This is a genomic window from Streptomyces sp. N50 (assembly GCF_033335955.1).
GTDB lineage: Bacteria > Actinomycetota > Actinomycetes > Streptomycetales > Streptomycetaceae > Streptomyces.
The window spans coordinates 4,757,559-4,773,133 of record NZ_CP137549.1 but is presented as its reverse complement, the minus strand read 5'-3'; the positions used below and the strand labels follow the sequence as shown (position 1 = coordinate 4,773,133).

Below are 15,575 nucleotides of genomic sequence, written 5' to 3'. Positions count from 1 at the left end.
TGCCCCGACACGAAACCCCCAGGTCAAAGGCCTGGGGGTGTGGTGTCGGGCGGGCGGGAAGCCGTCAGCGCGTGGGGGTCGAGCCGTCGTAGACGTGGCCGGGGGTCGCGATCTGGGTGATCGCGCGGGCGAGCAGCGTGGACGGCTCCTGGCCCCCGGTGGTGATGTCGGTGTTGATCAGCACGACCAGGGTCGCCTTGAGGGCGGGGAGGTAGACGGTCACGGACTCGTAGCCCGGGATGGAGCCGTTGTGCCCGATCCAGCCGCCGGTCTCGAAGATGCCGAGGCCGTAGTCGAGGCCGGGGAATCCGGTCGGCAGCACCTTCAGCCGCTGCTTCTGGGTCTCGGGGCTGAGCAGCTCCCCGGTGGCGACGGTCCTCGCCCAGCCGCGCAGGTCGTGCATGGTCGAGATCATCGCGCCGGCCGACCAGGCCCAACTCGGGTTCCAGTCCGTGGAGTCGGCGACCGCGCCGGTCAGCGTCTGGTTGGTGTAGCCGTGCGCGTGCGGCTCCGGGAACTCACGGACGTTCGGGCCGTCGGGGAACAGCGTCTGGTCGAGGTGGGCCGGGCGCAGCACCCGCCGGTCGATGACATCGGCGATGTGATGACCGGTGACCTTCTCGATCACCAGGCCGAGCAGGACGAGGTTGCTGTTGTTGTAGACGAACACCTTGCCCGGCGCGCCGGTGTTGCGGTGCTTGTAGCCGTACGCCAGCAGCTCCCGCGGGGTGAACGTGCGGGTCGGGTCGCTCAGCAGGTCGTGCGCGAAGTCCGCGTCCGCGCTGTACGGGAACAGCCCGCTGCGCATCTCGGCCAGGTGGCGCAGGGTGATGTGGCGGCCGCTCGGCACGCCGTGGACGTAGCGCGAGATCGGGTCGTCCAGCCCGATGCGGTGCTCGTCGACGAGCTGGAGCAGCGCGGTGACCGTGAAGGTCTTGGTCTCGCTGCCGATGCGGGAGTAGAAGTCGGTGCTCATCGGCTGCCGCGTGGTCTTGTCGGCGACGCCGGTCGCCCGGACGTAGCAGCCCTTGCCCGGCATCCACAGTCCGACGGCGACACCGGGGATGGCGGCCTGCTTGCGGACGTCCGCGATGGCCTTGTCGAGGCGGGCGGTGACGCCACGGCCGAGGCCGGCGGAGGAGCAGTGGTCCTGGTTCTGGTCCTGGTCGTGCGGGGCGGGGTGGACCACCGATGTGGCGTTGGCGGTGGTCGCCAGCACCGGGGCGGCCAGGACGGACGCGGCCAGCAGCGCGGCTGCCAGGAGGCGTCTGGAGGGGGTACGTCGCATGTGGGGGCGCTTCTTCCGGATCGGGGGTGGGGCTGCCACGGCACCATCCGGAGCCGGACGGGAGCTCCTCCTGCGGCACGCATCCCCGCGAGTCCACTCGTTCGGACCGGTGTTCGGCCGCACCACCCGACCGACCCGACAGGCGTTCGACGACGGGCCCGCGGCCCCTCGTCCGACGGCCTGAGCCTCGTCTCCCGCTTGGTCATGCCCATGCTGTTAGGCTCGCTTCCCTTACGCGCATGGGGGAGCCGTCGGGGGGCCGGGGGAAAATGCCAGGGCGTTGCCGTACGTCCGCCATGCCTTCTTCTTGCCTTCTGGAGGAATCGTGGCTCGACTCGGCCTGCGTCCGCACAGACAGAGACCCTCTCTGGGGGCGGGTCCGGCGCGCCTCGTCCCACCCCCGGCACGTGTCGCGGCCGTCCTGGCGGCGGCGCTGACGCTCAGTCTCCCCCTCGCCACCCTGCCGTCCCCGGCCTTCGCCACCGTGGCCGGAGAGGTCGTGGTGGACGCCGCGGCCCGCGCCGTACCCAGGGCCACGCAGATCCTCGACGCGGGGACCAGCGGCTTCCTCTGGGCCCAGGAGGGCGACGACCGGCTCCTGTGGACGGACTACGCCTCCGGCACCACGACCGCACTGGAGCAACGGCTCGACGCCCCGCTCGCGTACGACATCGACACCGGCTACTTCACCCACGCCGCCTCCTTCAAGACCGGCTACTACGGGGACGGTTCGGACACCGTCGCCCTCTACTCGGCGGCGGACGGCCGGGTCACCCTCCTCAAGGGCGCGGGCACCTCGGGCGGCACCGGCGTGGTGCCGCTCCCCGAGGGCTCCACCTACCAGGGCACCTTCGGTGACACCGTCCTCACCAGCACCGACGCCGCCGACGGCAACCCGAACGCCTATCAGTTGTGGCGCGTCCAGGACGGGGGCCAGGCCGCTTCGACCGCCGTCACCGGGCTGCCCGACAGCGCCGCCGACATCCAGGTCGAGGACGGCGACGCGCGATCCGTCATCCTCCGCTACGACACCGGCGCCGACGGGGACGGCTACAGCCACTGGGGCCTCGTCGACCTCTCCACCGGCGTCCTCAGCGCGCTGCCCGACCGCGTCGACGCCGACAGCGGCTGGGAGGTGAGCGGCTTCCGGCTGGGCGCCGACTCGGTGGTGCGGGTGCGGAGCGGGCGCAGCAAGGCCGACGTGTACGACCGTGCCGACCTGTCCGCCGCACCGCGCACGTTCGACACCAGCTCCCTCAGCTACCAGGCCACGTACGGGATCGTCGGCGACAAGCTGCTCGGCGTGGAACCGGTGTCGCCCGGCGACAACCTGTACCGGGGCCAGCCCCTGTGGGCCCTGAGCTCCGACGGCACGGACACGTCCATGGCCAGGGTCATGGACCCGGCCGCCCACCAGATCGTCCAGGCTCCGGACGGTTCCGTCCTCGTGGCGGGGGCCGACACGTACGTCGAGCGGGGCGACCTCGACTGGGGCGTGTACCGGATCGCCAAGGGCGCCGACGGCTCGGTCACCCGCAGCCGGGTGACCGCCGTGGAGCCGATGCCCGCGACGGTGAACGGACTCGCGCTCGGCAGCGGCGTCCTCACCACGGCCGGCAACAGCACGCTGTACGAGCCGTCCACGGTCGAGGGCGCGTACCGCAGCACCTGGCTCGCCACCGGCACCACCCCCGGCGTGGTCACGTCGAGTGTGGACGCCCTGGTCAACGGCCGGGACGGCAATGAGCTGCTGGCCGACGGCACCGGCCGGCACGGCCGCGTGGACTCCACCGAGTCCGGCCTGACCATGCTGTACGCCAACGGCGCCACCGGCTGGGGCCCCACCCTCGACACCGGCGACGACTCCCCGCAGCTGAAGGGTCTCTCCGGGCGGTACGCGATCGTCGACGGGGCGTCCTCCGGCCAGCAGTACGTCGCCGAGTTCCCCGTGGGCGCCGCGGCGCCGAAGGTGCTCCAGAAGCGCGACCGGGTCGCCGCCGCCGTGTGGGGCGACACCCTGTGGAGCGGGACGGCCACCGGGAGCACGATCACGGCCACCGGGCTCCCGTCCGGCACCGCAGGAGAGTCCTTCACCACCCGCAACGGCTGCACCCCGGCCGACCTCCAGGCCGTGGGCCGCTGGGTGTACTGGACCTGCGAGGACTTCGGGGGCGTCGCCCGGGGCGCGGGCGTCTACGACCGTACGACCAAGAAGACGTCGACCGCTCCCCAGGGCGGGGTCCTGCTCGGCGACGGCTACCTGGTCCAGCATCTCGCCGGCACCGGGTCGACCAGCGGGCTGACACTCTTCGACCTGCACGGCGGACTGCCGTCGAGCGGCGTCTACACCGATCTGCCGAGCCACAAGGTGGCCGACTGGACCGAGATCGGCAAGGACAAGGGCCGGATCGGCACCGACTGGACCGTGGACCGCTTCGGCGGCGGCATCGCGTACACCGACACCGAGCAGCGCGTCCATGTCGTGCCGGCCGGTTTCGCGGCGTCCGCGCTGACCGCGATCGACTCCACGGTCACCGCCAACACCGCGAGCTGGTCCGGTACTTGGTGGCTGTCGAAGCCCGCCGCCGGATGGCAGGTGGCGGTCCGCGACACGGCCGGAACCACCGTGCGCACCTTGTCCGGCGCCGACGCCCGCGGTCTGCTGAAGGCCGCCTGGGACGGCAAGGACTCCGCGGGCCGCCTCGTCCCCAACGGCACCTACACCTGGACGCTCACCGCCCGGCCCGCCGACGGCAAGGGCGCCGCCCTCACCCGCTCCGGCAGCCTCACGGTGACGGCGGGAGCGGCGGCAGCGCGCGATTACGCGGGCAACGACGGCGTCGGTGACCTCGTCACCCTCAGCTCCTCCGGCACCCTCACCGTCCAACGCGGCACCGGCAAGGGCACGTTGGGCGGCAAGGTGTCCGGCAACGGCTGGCCGACGAGCGCGAAGTCCGTGCCGTACGGCGATCTCGACGGCGACCGGTGCAACGACATCCTGGTCCGGCTGAGCAGCGGCGCGCTGCGCGCCTACCACCCCGCCTGCGGCAAGGCACCGACGCCGACGACGTCGTACACCTCGCTCGGCACCTCCGGCTGGAACCAGTACGACGTGCTGACCTCGACCGGTGACGTGACCAAGGACGGCCGCCCGGACCTGATCGCGCGCAACACCTCGACCGGCGCCGTCTACCTCTACAAGGGCACCAGTGCCGGGAAGTTGTCGGCGCGCGTGAAGCTGTACGCGGACTGGAAGACGTACAAGAAGGTCGTCGGCGCCGGCGACCTCAACGGTGACGGCATCGGCGATCTCCTCGTCCAGGACAAGGCGAACAACCTGTACCGCTACAACGGCACCGGCAAGGGGACGTTCGGGGCGCGGGTGAAGGTGTTCTCCGCCTGGGGCGGCTCGTACAACGCGGTCGTCGGGGTCGGCGACATCACCGGGGACGGGAAGGCCGACCTGGTCTCGCGCGACACCGGTGGCAACGTGTGGCGCAACAGTGGCAACGGCAAGGGGTCGTTCGGCGGCCGTACGAAGATCGCTTCGGGCTGGCAGGGGTACAAGTCCGTCGCGTGAGCCGTCTCGTTCCCTCGCGAAGGCCCGGGTCGTCGACCCGGGCCTTCCGCTGTCTCCCGTATCCGGCTCAGTGCGCGCGGATCGCGTCGGCGGGCGGGGTCCGCAGCGCCTGCCGGGTGGGCAGTTCGATGGTGAGGAAGGCGGTGACCGTGACCAGGAGCGCCAGTCCGGGCAGCAGCCAGACCGGTCCCGCCGGCCAGGGGTGGCCGAGGAAACCCTGGCCCAGCAGCGCCAGCGGGATCGCGGAGAGCAGGAGTGCCGTGGTGAGCGCGGTGGCCGCCGTCATCGCGGCCTCGCGGCGCATCATCGCGCGGATCTGGCGGGGAGTCGTGCCGTTGAGGCGGAGGGCGCCCAGCTCGACCCGCCGCTGAGCGGTGGCCGCGACGAGCTTGTTGGCGATGCTCAGCAGCAGATAGACGAGGAGCACCACGATCGTCGCGAGGTTGATCCACACCTCGGGCGGCGCGTCCTTGAGGCCGCCGGTGGAAGGGGAGTTGGCGGGTCCGAGGACCAGGCCGGGGTGGGCGGCGGCGAGGTTCGTGAGGTTCTGCCGCGCCTTCGCCGAACCGTCCGTACGGATCAGCAGGGACTGGTCGAGCGCCGTGGTCGTGTGCCCGGCGGCCAGGTCGTGGGACAGCACCACCGTGCCGAAGCCGAGCCCCCGCCCGTACACGGCAACCACCTTGGCGGCGACGGGAGTTCCGTCCCCGAGGACCAGATCCACCGTGTGCCCCACCCCCGCGGAACGGGTCCGCGCCACATCACTGCTCACAGCAACTGTCGTACCGGACAGCCGACTCAGGCTGCCGTCCCGCACGTCGAGGTCGAGAACGCCCGCCGCGTCCGGCGTGAGGATCGTCGCCGGCCCCGAATCGACCGCCGGGTCACCGAACTCCTCGTACTCCCACACCACGGTGGTCGTCCCGACGGGAGCGGCGGCCCGCACTCCGGCCGTCTTCCGTACGGCGGCGAGCGTGTCGACGGGGAGTCCACCCAACCCCGGTGCGCCCAGCCGCAGTTGGGCCAACGTCCCGGTGCTGGTGTCCTGCGCGGTCGCGGCCAGCACGGTCGTCTGCGTGAAGGTGTACGTCAGCACGAACACGACCGCCATGGCCAGCGTGGAGACGATCCCCGCGTTGCGCAGGGCGTAGGCGCGCAGGTTGGCCATCGCCAGCCAGGTCGGCGCGGACGCCCCCGACCTCGTCACCCGCGCCGCCGCGCCGCCGACGCCCCGCACCAGCGCCGGTCCCGCCAGGGCCAGCCCGATCGCCCCGACGATCCCGGCGAGGGAGGTGGCCGTGGCGCCGATGACCGTGCGGGAGAACAGCGGCAGGGCCGACCCGACGGTCGCCACGACGATGACGGCCACGCCGATACGGGTCCGGACCCGCGACGGATTGCGCGGCTCGCTCCGCGACTCGGCGACCGCCTCGGTGGCCGGCATCCGCGCGGTGCGCCACGCCGAGCAACGGGCCGACACCTGCACGGCGAGAAGCATCAGCACGATCGCCGCGAGCGCGGGCAACGGGCTGAAGGTGAGGGGGAGTTCGGCCGGGATGACGCCCCGGTCCGCGAGCAGCCCGCGGAACTGTCCGGCCAGCAGATAGCCGAGTCCCACCCCCGGCGCCACGGCCACCGCCGCGACGACCGTGGACTGCGCGGCGGCCAGCCTGCGGATCTGCTTCGGGGTCGCGCCGACGGCCCGCATCAGCGCCAGGTCCCGCCGCTGCCCCCCGATCGCCACGGCCAGCGCACTCGCCAGCACGAACCCCGTGATCAGCAGAACGATCCCGGAGAGCGACCCGGCGAGCAGCACCAGCAGCGAGCGTGAGGCTCCGGCGCCGGGTGCGGCCGTGTCGCCCCGCTCGGCCCCGGTGACGGTCAGGAGTCCGGTGCCCTTCAGCTTCGTACGGACCTCGGCGGCGACCCGCTCCTCGGCACCGGGCGCGGTCCGCAGGCCGACCAGGTCGACACGGCCGGAGTGACCAGCCAGTCCTACGGCCGTCTCGTCGGCGAAGTAGACACCGGCGCCCGGGGTGTTGATGACCGCCGATACGCGATAGCCGCTCGCGGGGCGGGAGTTGACGACGACCTGGACGCGGTCGCCCGGCTTGACACCGGCCGCGGCGGCGGTGGCGCTGTCCACCGCGACCTCGCCCGAGGAGGTCGGCGCGCTGCCGGTGACCCGCGCCCCCACCAGCAGCTTCGTCGAGGACCAGCCGTGCCCCGCCACCTGCGGATCTCCGGACGACGATGACGCCACGGCCACGACCCGACCGTGCGCGTCGACGAGCGCGGCCGGGAAGCCGAGGTCACCGACGGACGCGGTCACACCGGGCAACCCGCCCAGTTCACCGACCAGTTGGGCCGGGATCCTACGGCGTTCCGGCAGGGCGAGCGGGAGATCGCCGGGCGGGTGGAACTCCTGGTCGGCCGCGACCACGACCGACGCTCCGGCCAGGCGCCCGGCGGGCAGGTGGGAACGGAGGCCGGACTCGGCCAGGACGCCGGTGGCGGTGACGAGCGCCGCACCGCCGAGTACCGCACAGGCCACGGCGATCAGCGCGGTGACGCGGTGCCCGACCATCTGTATCGCGAGACGGAACATGGCTCAGACCCTCCCCAACTCGACGAGACGGGCGGCCAGTTCATCGGCGGTCGGCGCCTTCAGGGCGTCGACCACGCGGCCGTCGGCCATCACCAGCACGTGGTGGGCGCGAGCGGCGGCGGCCGGGTCGTGGGTGACCATCACGACCGTCTGGTGCAGGTCGTTCACGAGGTCGCGGAGCAGGTCCAGCACCTCGTGGGCGCTGCGCAGGTCGAGCGCGCCGGTCGGTTCGTCGGCGAACACGACCGCCGGGCGGGCCACCAACGCCCGGACGACGGCGGCCCGTTGCTGCTGCCCGCCGGACAGCTCGCCCGGGCGATGGGACAGCCGGTCGGCCAGCCCGACCCGTTCCACCAGCGTGCGCAGCCAGTCGCGGTCGGCTCGGCGGCCCGCCAGTCGCAGCGGCAGCGTGATGTTGTCCTCGATGGAGAGGGAGGGGATCAGGTTGTACGCCTGGAACACGAACCCCACCCGCTCGCGCCGGAGTTGGGTGCGCTTCGTCTCGTTCAGCCCGGCGATCTCGTGCCCGTCGATACGGACACTGCCCGACGTCGGGGAGTCCAGCCCGGCGGCGCAGTGCATGAGCGTGCTCTTGCCGGAGCCCGAAGGCCCCATCACGGCGAGGAAGGTGCCGCGTTCCACGGTCAACGACACGTCGTCCAGGGCGCGTACGCCTCCGGGGTAGGCCTTGCTGACGCCCTCCAGGGCGATGGCGGCGGTGGTCATGGTGGTTGCCGTGGTGTTCATCGCCGGCCTCGCAGGTTGCGTACGACGAGGGTGCCCGCGCACAGCACGGTGACCGCGCCGCACACCAGGTGCACCCAGGTGTCGGCGCCGCCGAAGGAGACCGCCATGTTGGTGAGCGCGCTGGCCACGACCACGGTCCACAGGAGGGTGCGGGCGATCTCACCCCGGGTGAGACGGTCGGGTTCGGTGGTCGTCGTCTGCGACGTCATGGGGGTTCTCCCGTGGTGCTGAGCGGTGTGTTCCGGGGGTCCGGCTGTCGTCACCGACGCTATGGATCAGCACCCCTCGCGGCCGATCCCGCAGCCCGCCCGGTTCGGGGTACAGCAGGCTGTACTCCCCGCTTCCTCCGCCCACGGAGAACTCACGTACGGCATAAGGTCGTTCGTATGACAGCGAGCACGAGCGGGGCGGCCGGTGAGGCGGGCGGTGAGGCAGGCCGTGGTACAGCCGCCCGGCGCGAGAGCTTCAAGGACATCGCGCTACGGACCCTGGGCGCCGCGGGCCGGGCCGTCGCCGAGCTCGCCTCGGGCCTCAACACGGCCGTACTCGCGCTGCTGTTGCTGCTCTGGCTGACCCTCACCGCCGTGACGAGCGTGGCCGGGGTGGGACTGCTGCTGGCCCCCGCGTCACTGCGCGCCCTGCACGCCCTGGCCGGCCGCGAACGTGACCGGCTCGCCCGCCGCGGCCCCGAGGTCGTAGCCCCGCAGCCTCCGCCCACCCGGCTGCGGGCCGCCCTCGTGAACCCCACCACCCACCGCGAACTGCGCTGGCTGCTACGGCACTCCACCCTCGGCCTGTCGCTCGGGCTGCTCGGCGTCCTGCTGCCGATCACGGCCGTGCGGGACACCGCGTTCCCGCTGTACTGGACGTTCATGCCGGAGAACACGACGGCCACGTCGCTCGGCATCGGCAACGCGCACACCTGGCCGGACGCCCTCGCCGTGGCGCTGCTGGGCGTGGGCTGGGTCGCGATCATCCTCGGGCTGACACCTGGCATGGCCCGGCTGCAGTCGGGCCCGGGACGGCGACTCCTCGTGGCCGGTCCCGACGTCGATCTCTCCCTGCGCGTAGCCGAGTTGACCGCGACCCGAGCCGCCGCCCTCGACGCGCACGCCACCGAACTCCGGCGCATCGAGCGCTCGTTGCACGACGGCGCGCAGAACAGACTCGTCTCCGTGGCCGTGTTGCTCGGGGCGGCCCGCCGCATGGTGGCCCGTGACCCGGCCGGTGCCGACGAACTCCTCGAACGCGCCCAGTCCGCCGCCGAGACGGCGCTGGCCGAACTCCGCACGGTCGCGCGCGGCATCCTGCCGCCGGTGCTCGCCGACCGGGGGCTCGCGGGCGCGCTCTCCGGCCTCGCCGCGGACTGCGCGGTGCCGTGCCGGATCGACGTGGACGTACCCGCTCGCTGCGCGGCCTCCGTCGAGGCGACCGCCTACTTCGTCGTCGCCGAGGCGCTCACCAACATCGCCAAGCACAGCGGCGCCCGGCACGCCGTCGTGACGGCACGCGGAAGCGGCGGCCGACTGGTGGTGTCGGTGGAGGACGACGGCCGGGGTGGAGCCGACGCCGAGGGCGGCTCAGGGCTCACCGGCATCCGCCGCCGCATCGGCGCCCATGACGGCGACCTCACCCTGACCAGCCCACCGGGCGGCCCGACGGTCCTCACCGTAGATCTCCCGTGCGGTACGTGAGTTGGGGATCATGACGCGCAACGGAAGCCTGCAGTGCGGAACTTGATGTGCCGGAGCTATGGAGCGTGACTGACATGCGGATCGTGATCGCCGAGGACGACCCGTTGCTGCGCGAGGGCCTCGCCCTGCTGCTGCGCGCCGAGGGCCTGGACGTGGTGGCCACCGCGGGCACCCCGGACGAGGCCCTCGACGCCATCGACGTACACAAACCGGACGTCGCCATCCTCGACGTACGGATGCCGCCGACCCACACCGACGAGGGCATCGTCGCCGCGGTCGAGGCCCGCCGCCGACGCCCCGACCTGGCGGTGCTGGTGCTGTCGGCGTACGTGGAGCAGAGCTTCGCGACCGAGCTGCTCGGCGGCGGGGTGAGCGGGCTCGGCTATCTGCTCAAGGAACGGGTGGGCCGGGTCGAGGAGTTCCTCGACGCCCTGAACCGCGTTGCGGCCGGCGGCACCGCGATCGACCCCGAGGTCGTCGCCCAGCTCTTCACCCGCTCCCGCCAGGACACCCGCCTCGACCGGCTCAGCCCTCGCGAACGGGACGTACTCGCCCTGATGGCCGAGGGGTTGGGCAACTCCGCCATCGCCGAGAAACTCGTCGTCACCGACGGCGCCGTCCACAAACACATCCGCAGCATCTTCGCCAAGCTGGACCTGTCCCCGACGGACCAGGTGGACCGCCGGGTCGCGGCCGTCTTGCGCTACTTGGAGGATCTACGACGGCTGTCCTGAGGTTTTCCCCAGGTCCTTGGTACAGCTGGCTGTACGGCGGACCGGCCTGCGGGCTGGATCGATCACCGGGGGCCGTCTCCCTAGGTTGGTGAACACACCGGAACACACCGCGAGTCGGGTGTCCCGGACCACCAACTCCTCAGGAGACAGCCCATGCTGACGACCCGTCACCTCACAGCCGTAGCCGCACTGGCCGCACTCGGTCTCGGCCTCGCGACGCCCATGGCGAGCGCCACGGAGTCCCGGCAGCGCACCACCCCGACCCTCCAGCAGAGCGTGGACGCGATCGAGAGGACGGGCACGGTCGCCGTCGTAGCCCAGTCGACGGGCCCGGACGGACGGCGCTACGCCACGACCGGAGTCTCCGACACCGCCACGGGCCGGGCGGCCCGGGTGACCGACAAGTTCCGGATCGCGAGCAGCACCAAGGCGTTCGTGTCGACGGTGATGCTCCAACTGGTCGGCGAGGGAAGGGTGTCGCTGGACGACACGGTCGAACACTGGCTGCCGGGAACGGTGTCCGGGAACGGGAACGACGGAAACGCCATCACCATAAGGCAGTTGCTGAACCACACCAGCGGACTCTTCAACTACACGGCCGACTTCCCCGAGATCAGCACGGTGGCCGACTTCCAGGCCGACCGCTACACCACCTGGACCCCGCAGCAGTTGGTGGCCATCGCGATGCGCCACGCCCCGGACTTCGCGCCGGGCACGCAGTGGGAGTACTCCAACACGAACTACATCCTGGCCGGAATGATCATCCAGAAGGCCACCGGCCACACCTGGCAGCAGGAGGTGACCCGGCGCGTCATCCGCCCGCTGGGCCTGCGTGACACCTCCGCCCCCGACACCTCGTCCCGCATCCCCGGCCAACACCTGCACGGTTACTCGGACTTCGGGGGATCCGGCCCGACCATCGACGTCACCGACCTCAACCCGTCGGCGGCCGGTTCGGCAGGCGCGATGATCAGCACGACCAACGACCTGAGCCGTTTCTTCTCCGCCCTCCTGGGCGGCAGGCTCCTGCACCCGGCCCAGCTGGCGGAGATGAAGACGACGGTACGAGCCGCGTCCCTGGACCCCGTCTGGCCCGGCGCGCGTTACGGCCTGGGCCTGATGGAGATCCCCCTGACCTGCGGCGGCGTCTACTACAGCCATGCCGGCGACCTCCCCGGCTACACCACCCGCGACGGAGTCAGCGCGGACGGCCGCCGGACCGTGGTCCTGGAGGCGACGGGCGACGGCGCGTCCGACCTGTCCACGGAGATGGCGCAGAACGCGCTGATCGACACGGAACTCTGCGCCACGGGAGGGAAGTAGCGGAAGCCCGGTCGGCGGCGTCCACGAGCGCGGGTGTGTCACCGAACGGCGAGCGGTTGCCGGGCGGTGACACCGGCGCGTTCCGGGGCCGATTTCCTCCAACTGGCGCCGGCTCCTTCCGGGACGGCCGTCCCGGGCGCCACACTGGGGCGCCGGGTCCGGACACTCCACCCCCTCCCCCTCCCCCCTCCCTCCGCTCAACTCCCTTCTGCCACCGGCTCGATGACGTCCTTGCGGGTCACCGCCAGGTGGACGACCAGGCCGAGGATGACGGCCAGGAACAGCGCGCTGGTGATGACGGTGCCGAGGCCGAGGCCCCCGTCGCCGGTCGGCTGGGAGAGGTAGTCGCCGATCGAGGCGCCGAGCGGACGGGTGAGGACGTAGGCGATCCAGAAGCTCACCACCGCGCCCAGGCCCAGCGCGCGGTGGGCGATCGCGACCGCGCCGATGGCCAGGGCGAAGAGGGTCGCGGCGAGCCAGTAGCCGAGGTTCATGCGCTCGGAGACCAGGTCGCCGGCCGCGGTGCCGAGGGCGAAGGTGAACAGGACGGCCAGCCAGTAGTAGGCCTCCCGGCCCGTCGTGTCGATGCTGTGGATCGACAGGGTGCCCTCGCGCCGGTACCAGACGACGAAGACGACCGCGAGGGCGATCGCGAACACCGTGGTGGTGGTCTCCAGCGGGACGCCCATGTTGTCGGTGAGGTTGTCGCTGATCAGGGTGCCGACCACGCTGATGAGGGCGACGGCTAGCCAGTACACGCCCGCGCGGTAGGCGGACGTACGGAACTGGACCACCAGCACGACCGCGAGCAGGGCGCTCATCAGCAGCGACACCCCGGTCAGGCCCAGGCCGGCCTTCTCATTGAGCAGGTCGGCCGCGGTCTCGCCGACCGTCGTGCACAGCACCTTGATGATCCAGAAGTACGCGGTGACTTCGGGGACCTTGTTGCGGCGCGGGCGGAGTGGGGGCGGGGCAACGGCGTCACCGCTGCGGGAGATCTCGTAGGTCATGGGGCCCGACGGTGCCAGCGGACACCTGAACGCATCCTGACTGCCGTGTGTCGGCACCTTCGTCTACAGTTCAGTAGACCGTCTACATGGCTGTAGTCACCATGGTCGCGGTCGCACCAGTCAGCCCAGGGAGGACCATGCGCCCGACCATCCTGGTCGTCGAGGACGATCACACCCTGCGTGACGTGCTGATGCGCGGGCTGCGCGACGAGGACTTCGACACCGTGCCCGCGCCGGACGGGGCGACCGCCCTGCGGCTGGCCGGGGGCGACATCTCCGCCGCCGTGCTCGACATCGGGCTGCCCGACGCCGACGGGCGGGACGTGTGCCAGGCGATGCGGGCGAACGGCTTCCGCTCCCCCGTCGTCTTCCTGACCGCCCAGCACCGGCTGCACGACCGGCTGTCCGGGTTCTCGGCGGGCGGCGACGACTACCTGACCAAGCCGTTCCACCTGGCCGAACTCGCGGCCCGCCTGCGAGCGGCCCTGCAGCGCACCGCGCCACCGCCCGCCGCCCCGGAGGGAGACCTGGTCCTGGACGCGGTCCGCCACTCGGTCGGCGTCCGGGACACCCGGGTCGCGCTGACCCCGACCGAGTTCCGGCTGCTGGCCGCGCTCATGGCGGCCTCCGGCGGAATCGTGGGCCGCCGCGACCTGATCCGCGCAGGCTGGCCCGAGGGCGCCCGCGTCCACGACAACACCCTCGACCAGTACCTGACCCGCCTCCGCCGCAAACTCCGCGAGGCAGGCAGCGACCGTACGCTCGGCACGGCCCGCGGGATCGGCCACCACCTGTCATGAGCGGCACCCGGGACGAGCGGCGGCATCGGGCTCCATCACCCGCCCCGAGCGGCGACCGACAAGGACCGCTCGATCAGCCACCACCTGTCACGAGCAACGCCCGGCACAACCCCCAGCACCGGCCACCACCACCTCCCACCCCCACCGACGACGACCACCACGAACCACCGGACCAGCCACCACAGCCCGCCACACACGAGGCCCACCGCGGCCCGCGACTCACGGTGCTCCAGGCCACCCCTCACCCCCACGAGCCCGCAGCCGCCGACGGGACGGGAGTGGGTCGTGGCGGTACGGCGCAGCCCGCCGCGTACCCGGCACCAACCCGTTCGCCTCTGACAACACGCGAAGGGCCCCGCAAGCGGCGGGCTCGCCGTACCGCCACGACCCCGACCCCACCGCACACCCTCCGCGGCCGCCTCTCCCTCGTCGCCCTCACCACGGCCACGCTCCTGATGCTCATCCTCACCGTCGCCTTCAACACCGTGGCCGGCCACCGCCTCCAGCACCAGGCGGACGACGAGCTACGCACCCGGGCCGCCGCGGTCGCCACCACCGTCGACACCAGCGGCCCGACCGTCCGCGTCCTGGAGACGTCCCACGACGACCTCCTGGACGCCAACGTCTGGATCTACGCCGGACACCGACTGCTGGAGGGCCCGCCGGGCACCAGCCCCCTCAACCCGATCGCCGGCCACCTCGCCGCCCAGCGCGGCCGGCACTGCGTCACCGCCGACCTCGACCGCCCCTCCAGCTGTGCTCCCAGCCCGTACCCGGCGGCCGCAGCACCGCCACCGTGGTCACCGCGCTGGACCTGACCCCCTACCGGAGCTCGGCCCACACCCTGCTCGTCGGCTCACTCACCCTGGACGCGGTCATGCTCGCCTGCACCTACGCCCTGACCCGCCTCGCGGTCGGCCGTGCGCTGCGCCCCGTCCGCGCGATGACCGACCAGGCCGCCCAGTGGAGCGCCGTAGCCTCCGGGGAACGGTTCGGCAGCACCCGGCACCCGGCCGAACTCGCCGCGCTCGGGGCGTCGTTGGACTCCATACTGGACCGCATCCGCTCCCTCCTGCGCCACGAACAACAGCTCACCGGAGAGCTCTCGCACGAACTCCGCACCCCGCTGAGCCGCATCATCGCCGAACTCGACTGGTGGCAGACCCGCCCGCGCACCGCCGCCCAGACCCGCGCCACCCACCAGGTCATCGGGGACGCCGCCGAGTCCATGCGCACGATCTGCGACACCCTCCTGGCCGACGCCCGCGAACACACCCCGACCGCTCCGGGCATCGCCGAGGTCGTACCCACCCTGCGTCGACTCACCGAACTCCTCGACGTACCAGGCCACTTGACGATCACCGTCGAAGGACCCCACCTGACAACCGGGATCCCACCCGCCCGCCTGGAACGCATCGTCAGCCCGCTCCTCACCAACGCCTGCCGCTACGCCCGCTCCACCGTCGCCCTCCGCCTCTACGACACACCCGACGGCGTACGCCTCGACGTCATCGACGACGGCCCCGGCGTACCCCCCGACTTCGCCGGCCACCTCTTCGAACCCGGCCGACGCGCGAACCCCGACGACGGACACACCGGCGCGGGCCTGGGCCTCCCGCTGGCCCGCCGACTGGCCCGGTCAGCGGGCGGCGAGGTGTCGTACGACGAAGGACACGCCCCCGGAGCCCGGTTCGTGATCACCCTGCCACCGGGCGGCGCCACGCCGTAGCGCCCCCGAACTCCCTTGCTCCATACGGCGGGAGAGCCGAAGACGCACCGAACTCCCTTGCC

At 72.2% G+C, this 15,575-nt stretch carries 10 protein-coding genes and 1 pseudogene; 6 read left to right on the top strand and 5 right to left on the bottom strand.

Annotated features, from left to right (window positions below):
* Nucleotides 1–64 precede the first annotated feature (64 nt).
* The gene (locus tag R2B38_RS21200; RefSeq protein WP_318017637.1) at nucleotides 65–1,288 is read right to left on the bottom strand and encodes a serine hydrolase domain-containing protein; all 1,224 of its coding nucleotides are present in this window, start codon (nucleotides 1,286–1,288) and stop codon (nucleotides 65–67) included.
* A 325-nt stretch (nucleotides 1,289–1,613) separates the two neighbouring features.
* Between R2B38_RS21200 and R2B38_RS21195 the strand changes: the two genes are divergently transcribed.
* Nucleotides 1,614–4,868, top strand: a complete 3,255-nt coding sequence (locus tag R2B38_RS21195; RefSeq protein ID WP_318017636.1) for an FG-GAP-like repeat-containing protein — start codon at nucleotides 1,614–1,616, stop codon at nucleotides 4,866–4,868.
* A gap of 67 nt (nucleotides 4,869–4,935) precedes the next feature.
* Here the strand turns inward: R2B38_RS21195 and R2B38_RS21190 are convergent, their stop codons facing one another.
* The 3 genes from R2B38_RS21190 to R2B38_RS21180 are packed head-to-tail and all read right to left on the bottom strand — an operon-like array spanning nucleotide 4,936 to nucleotide 8,432.
* Nucleotides 4,936–7,476, bottom strand: coding sequence for an ABC transporter permease (locus R2B38_RS21190; RefSeq protein ID WP_318017635.1), 2,541 nt, complete (start codon nucleotides 7,474–7,476; stop codon nucleotides 4,936–4,938).
* Between the two features lie 3 nt (nucleotides 7,477–7,479).
* Nucleotides 7,480–8,223: an ABC transporter ATP-binding protein gene (locus R2B38_RS21185; RefSeq protein ID WP_033284044.1), complete on the bottom strand. Its 744-nt coding sequence runs from the start codon at nucleotides 8,221–8,223 to the stop codon at nucleotides 7,480–7,482.
* Nucleotides 8,220–8,432 carry a hypothetical protein gene (locus R2B38_RS21180; RefSeq protein WP_318017634.1) on the bottom strand — a complete coding sequence of 71 codons (213 nt, stop codon included), beginning with the start codon at nucleotides 8,430–8,432 and terminating at the stop codon, nucleotides 8,220–8,222. Before R2B38_RS21180 ends, R2B38_RS21185 begins: the two co-directional genes overlap by 4 nt.
* Nucleotides 8,433–8,609: 177 nt before the next feature.
* On the opposite strand from R2B38_RS21180, the gene R2B38_RS21175 reads away from it, so the two are divergent.
* The 3 genes from R2B38_RS21175 (at nucleotide 8,610) to R2B38_RS21165 (ending at nucleotide 11,974) form a co-directional block, all read left to right on the top strand.
* Entirely contained in the window at nucleotides 8,610–9,917 is a 1,308-nt protein-coding gene (locus R2B38_RS21175) for a sensor histidine kinase (protein ID WP_318017633.1), read from the top strand.
* A 74-nt stretch (nucleotides 9,918–9,991) separates the two neighbouring features.
* Nucleotides 9,992–10,651, top strand: coding sequence for a response regulator transcription factor (locus R2B38_RS21170; protein WP_318017632.1), 660 nt, complete (start codon nucleotides 9,992–9,994; stop codon nucleotides 10,649–10,651).
* Nucleotides 10,652–10,804: 153 nt separating this feature from the next.
* Nucleotides 10,805–11,974 (top strand): serine hydrolase domain-containing protein, encoded by a 1,170-nt coding sequence (locus tag R2B38_RS21165; RefSeq protein ID WP_318017631.1) that lies wholly within the window; start codon nucleotides 10,805–10,807, stop codon nucleotides 11,972–11,974.
* A gap of 197 nt (nucleotides 11,975–12,171) precedes the next feature.
* On the opposite strand, the gene R2B38_RS21160 is transcribed toward R2B38_RS21165, so the two are convergent.
* Nucleotides 12,172–12,984, bottom strand: a complete 813-nt coding sequence (locus tag R2B38_RS21160; RefSeq protein ID WP_318017630.1) for a hypothetical protein — start codon at nucleotides 12,982–12,984, stop codon at nucleotides 12,172–12,174.
* Between the two features lie 137 nt (nucleotides 12,985–13,121).
* Here R2B38_RS21160 and R2B38_RS21155 point away from each other — a divergent pair, with 137 nt between their 5' ends.
* Nucleotides 13,122–13,784: a response regulator transcription factor gene (locus R2B38_RS21155; protein ID WP_318017629.1), complete on the top strand. Its 663-nt coding sequence runs from the start codon at nucleotides 13,122–13,124 to the stop codon at nucleotides 13,782–13,784.
* Between the two features lie 455 nt (nucleotides 13,785–14,239).
* Nucleotides 14,240–15,513: pseudogene (locus R2B38_RS21150) on the top strand (sensor histidine kinase).
* The last annotated feature ends 62 nt before the right edge of the window (nucleotides 15,514–15,575 follow it).

What these genes read in the sequence shown, in the direction of transcription:
- R2B38_RS21200 (WP_318017637.1), bottom strand. Translation starts at nt 1,288, where the DNA reads ATGCGACGTACCCCCTCCAGACGCCTCCTGGCAGCCGCGCTGCTGGCC.
- R2B38_RS21190 (WP_318017635.1), bottom strand. Translation starts at nt 7,476, where the DNA reads ATGTTCCGTCTCGCGATACAGATGGTCGGGCACCGCGTCACCGCGCTG.
- R2B38_RS21185 (WP_033284044.1), bottom strand. Translation starts at nt 8,223, where the DNA reads ATGAACACCACGGCAACCACCATGACCACCGCCGCCATCGCCCTGGAG.
- R2B38_RS21180 (WP_318017634.1), bottom strand. Translation starts at nt 8,432, where the DNA reads ATGACGTCGCAGACGACGACCACCGAACCCGACCGTCTCACCCGGGGT.
- R2B38_RS21175 (WP_318017633.1), top strand. Translation starts at nt 8,610, where the DNA reads ATGACAGCGAGCACGAGCGGGGCGGCCGGTGAGGCGGGCGGTGAGGCA.
- R2B38_RS21170 (WP_318017632.1), top strand. Translation starts at nt 9,992, where the DNA reads ATGCGGATCGTGATCGCCGAGGACGACCCGTTGCTGCGCGAGGGCCTC.
- R2B38_RS21165 (WP_318017631.1), top strand. Translation starts at nt 10,805, where the DNA reads ATGCTGACGACCCGTCACCTCACAGCCGTAGCCGCACTGGCCGCACTC.
- R2B38_RS21160 (WP_318017630.1), bottom strand. Translation starts at nt 12,984, where the DNA reads ATGACCTACGAGATCTCCCGCAGCGGTGACGCCGTTGCCCCGCCCCCA.
- R2B38_RS21155 (WP_318017629.1), top strand. Translation starts at nt 13,122, where the DNA reads ATGCGCCCGACCATCCTGGTCGTCGAGGACGATCACACCCTGCGTGAC.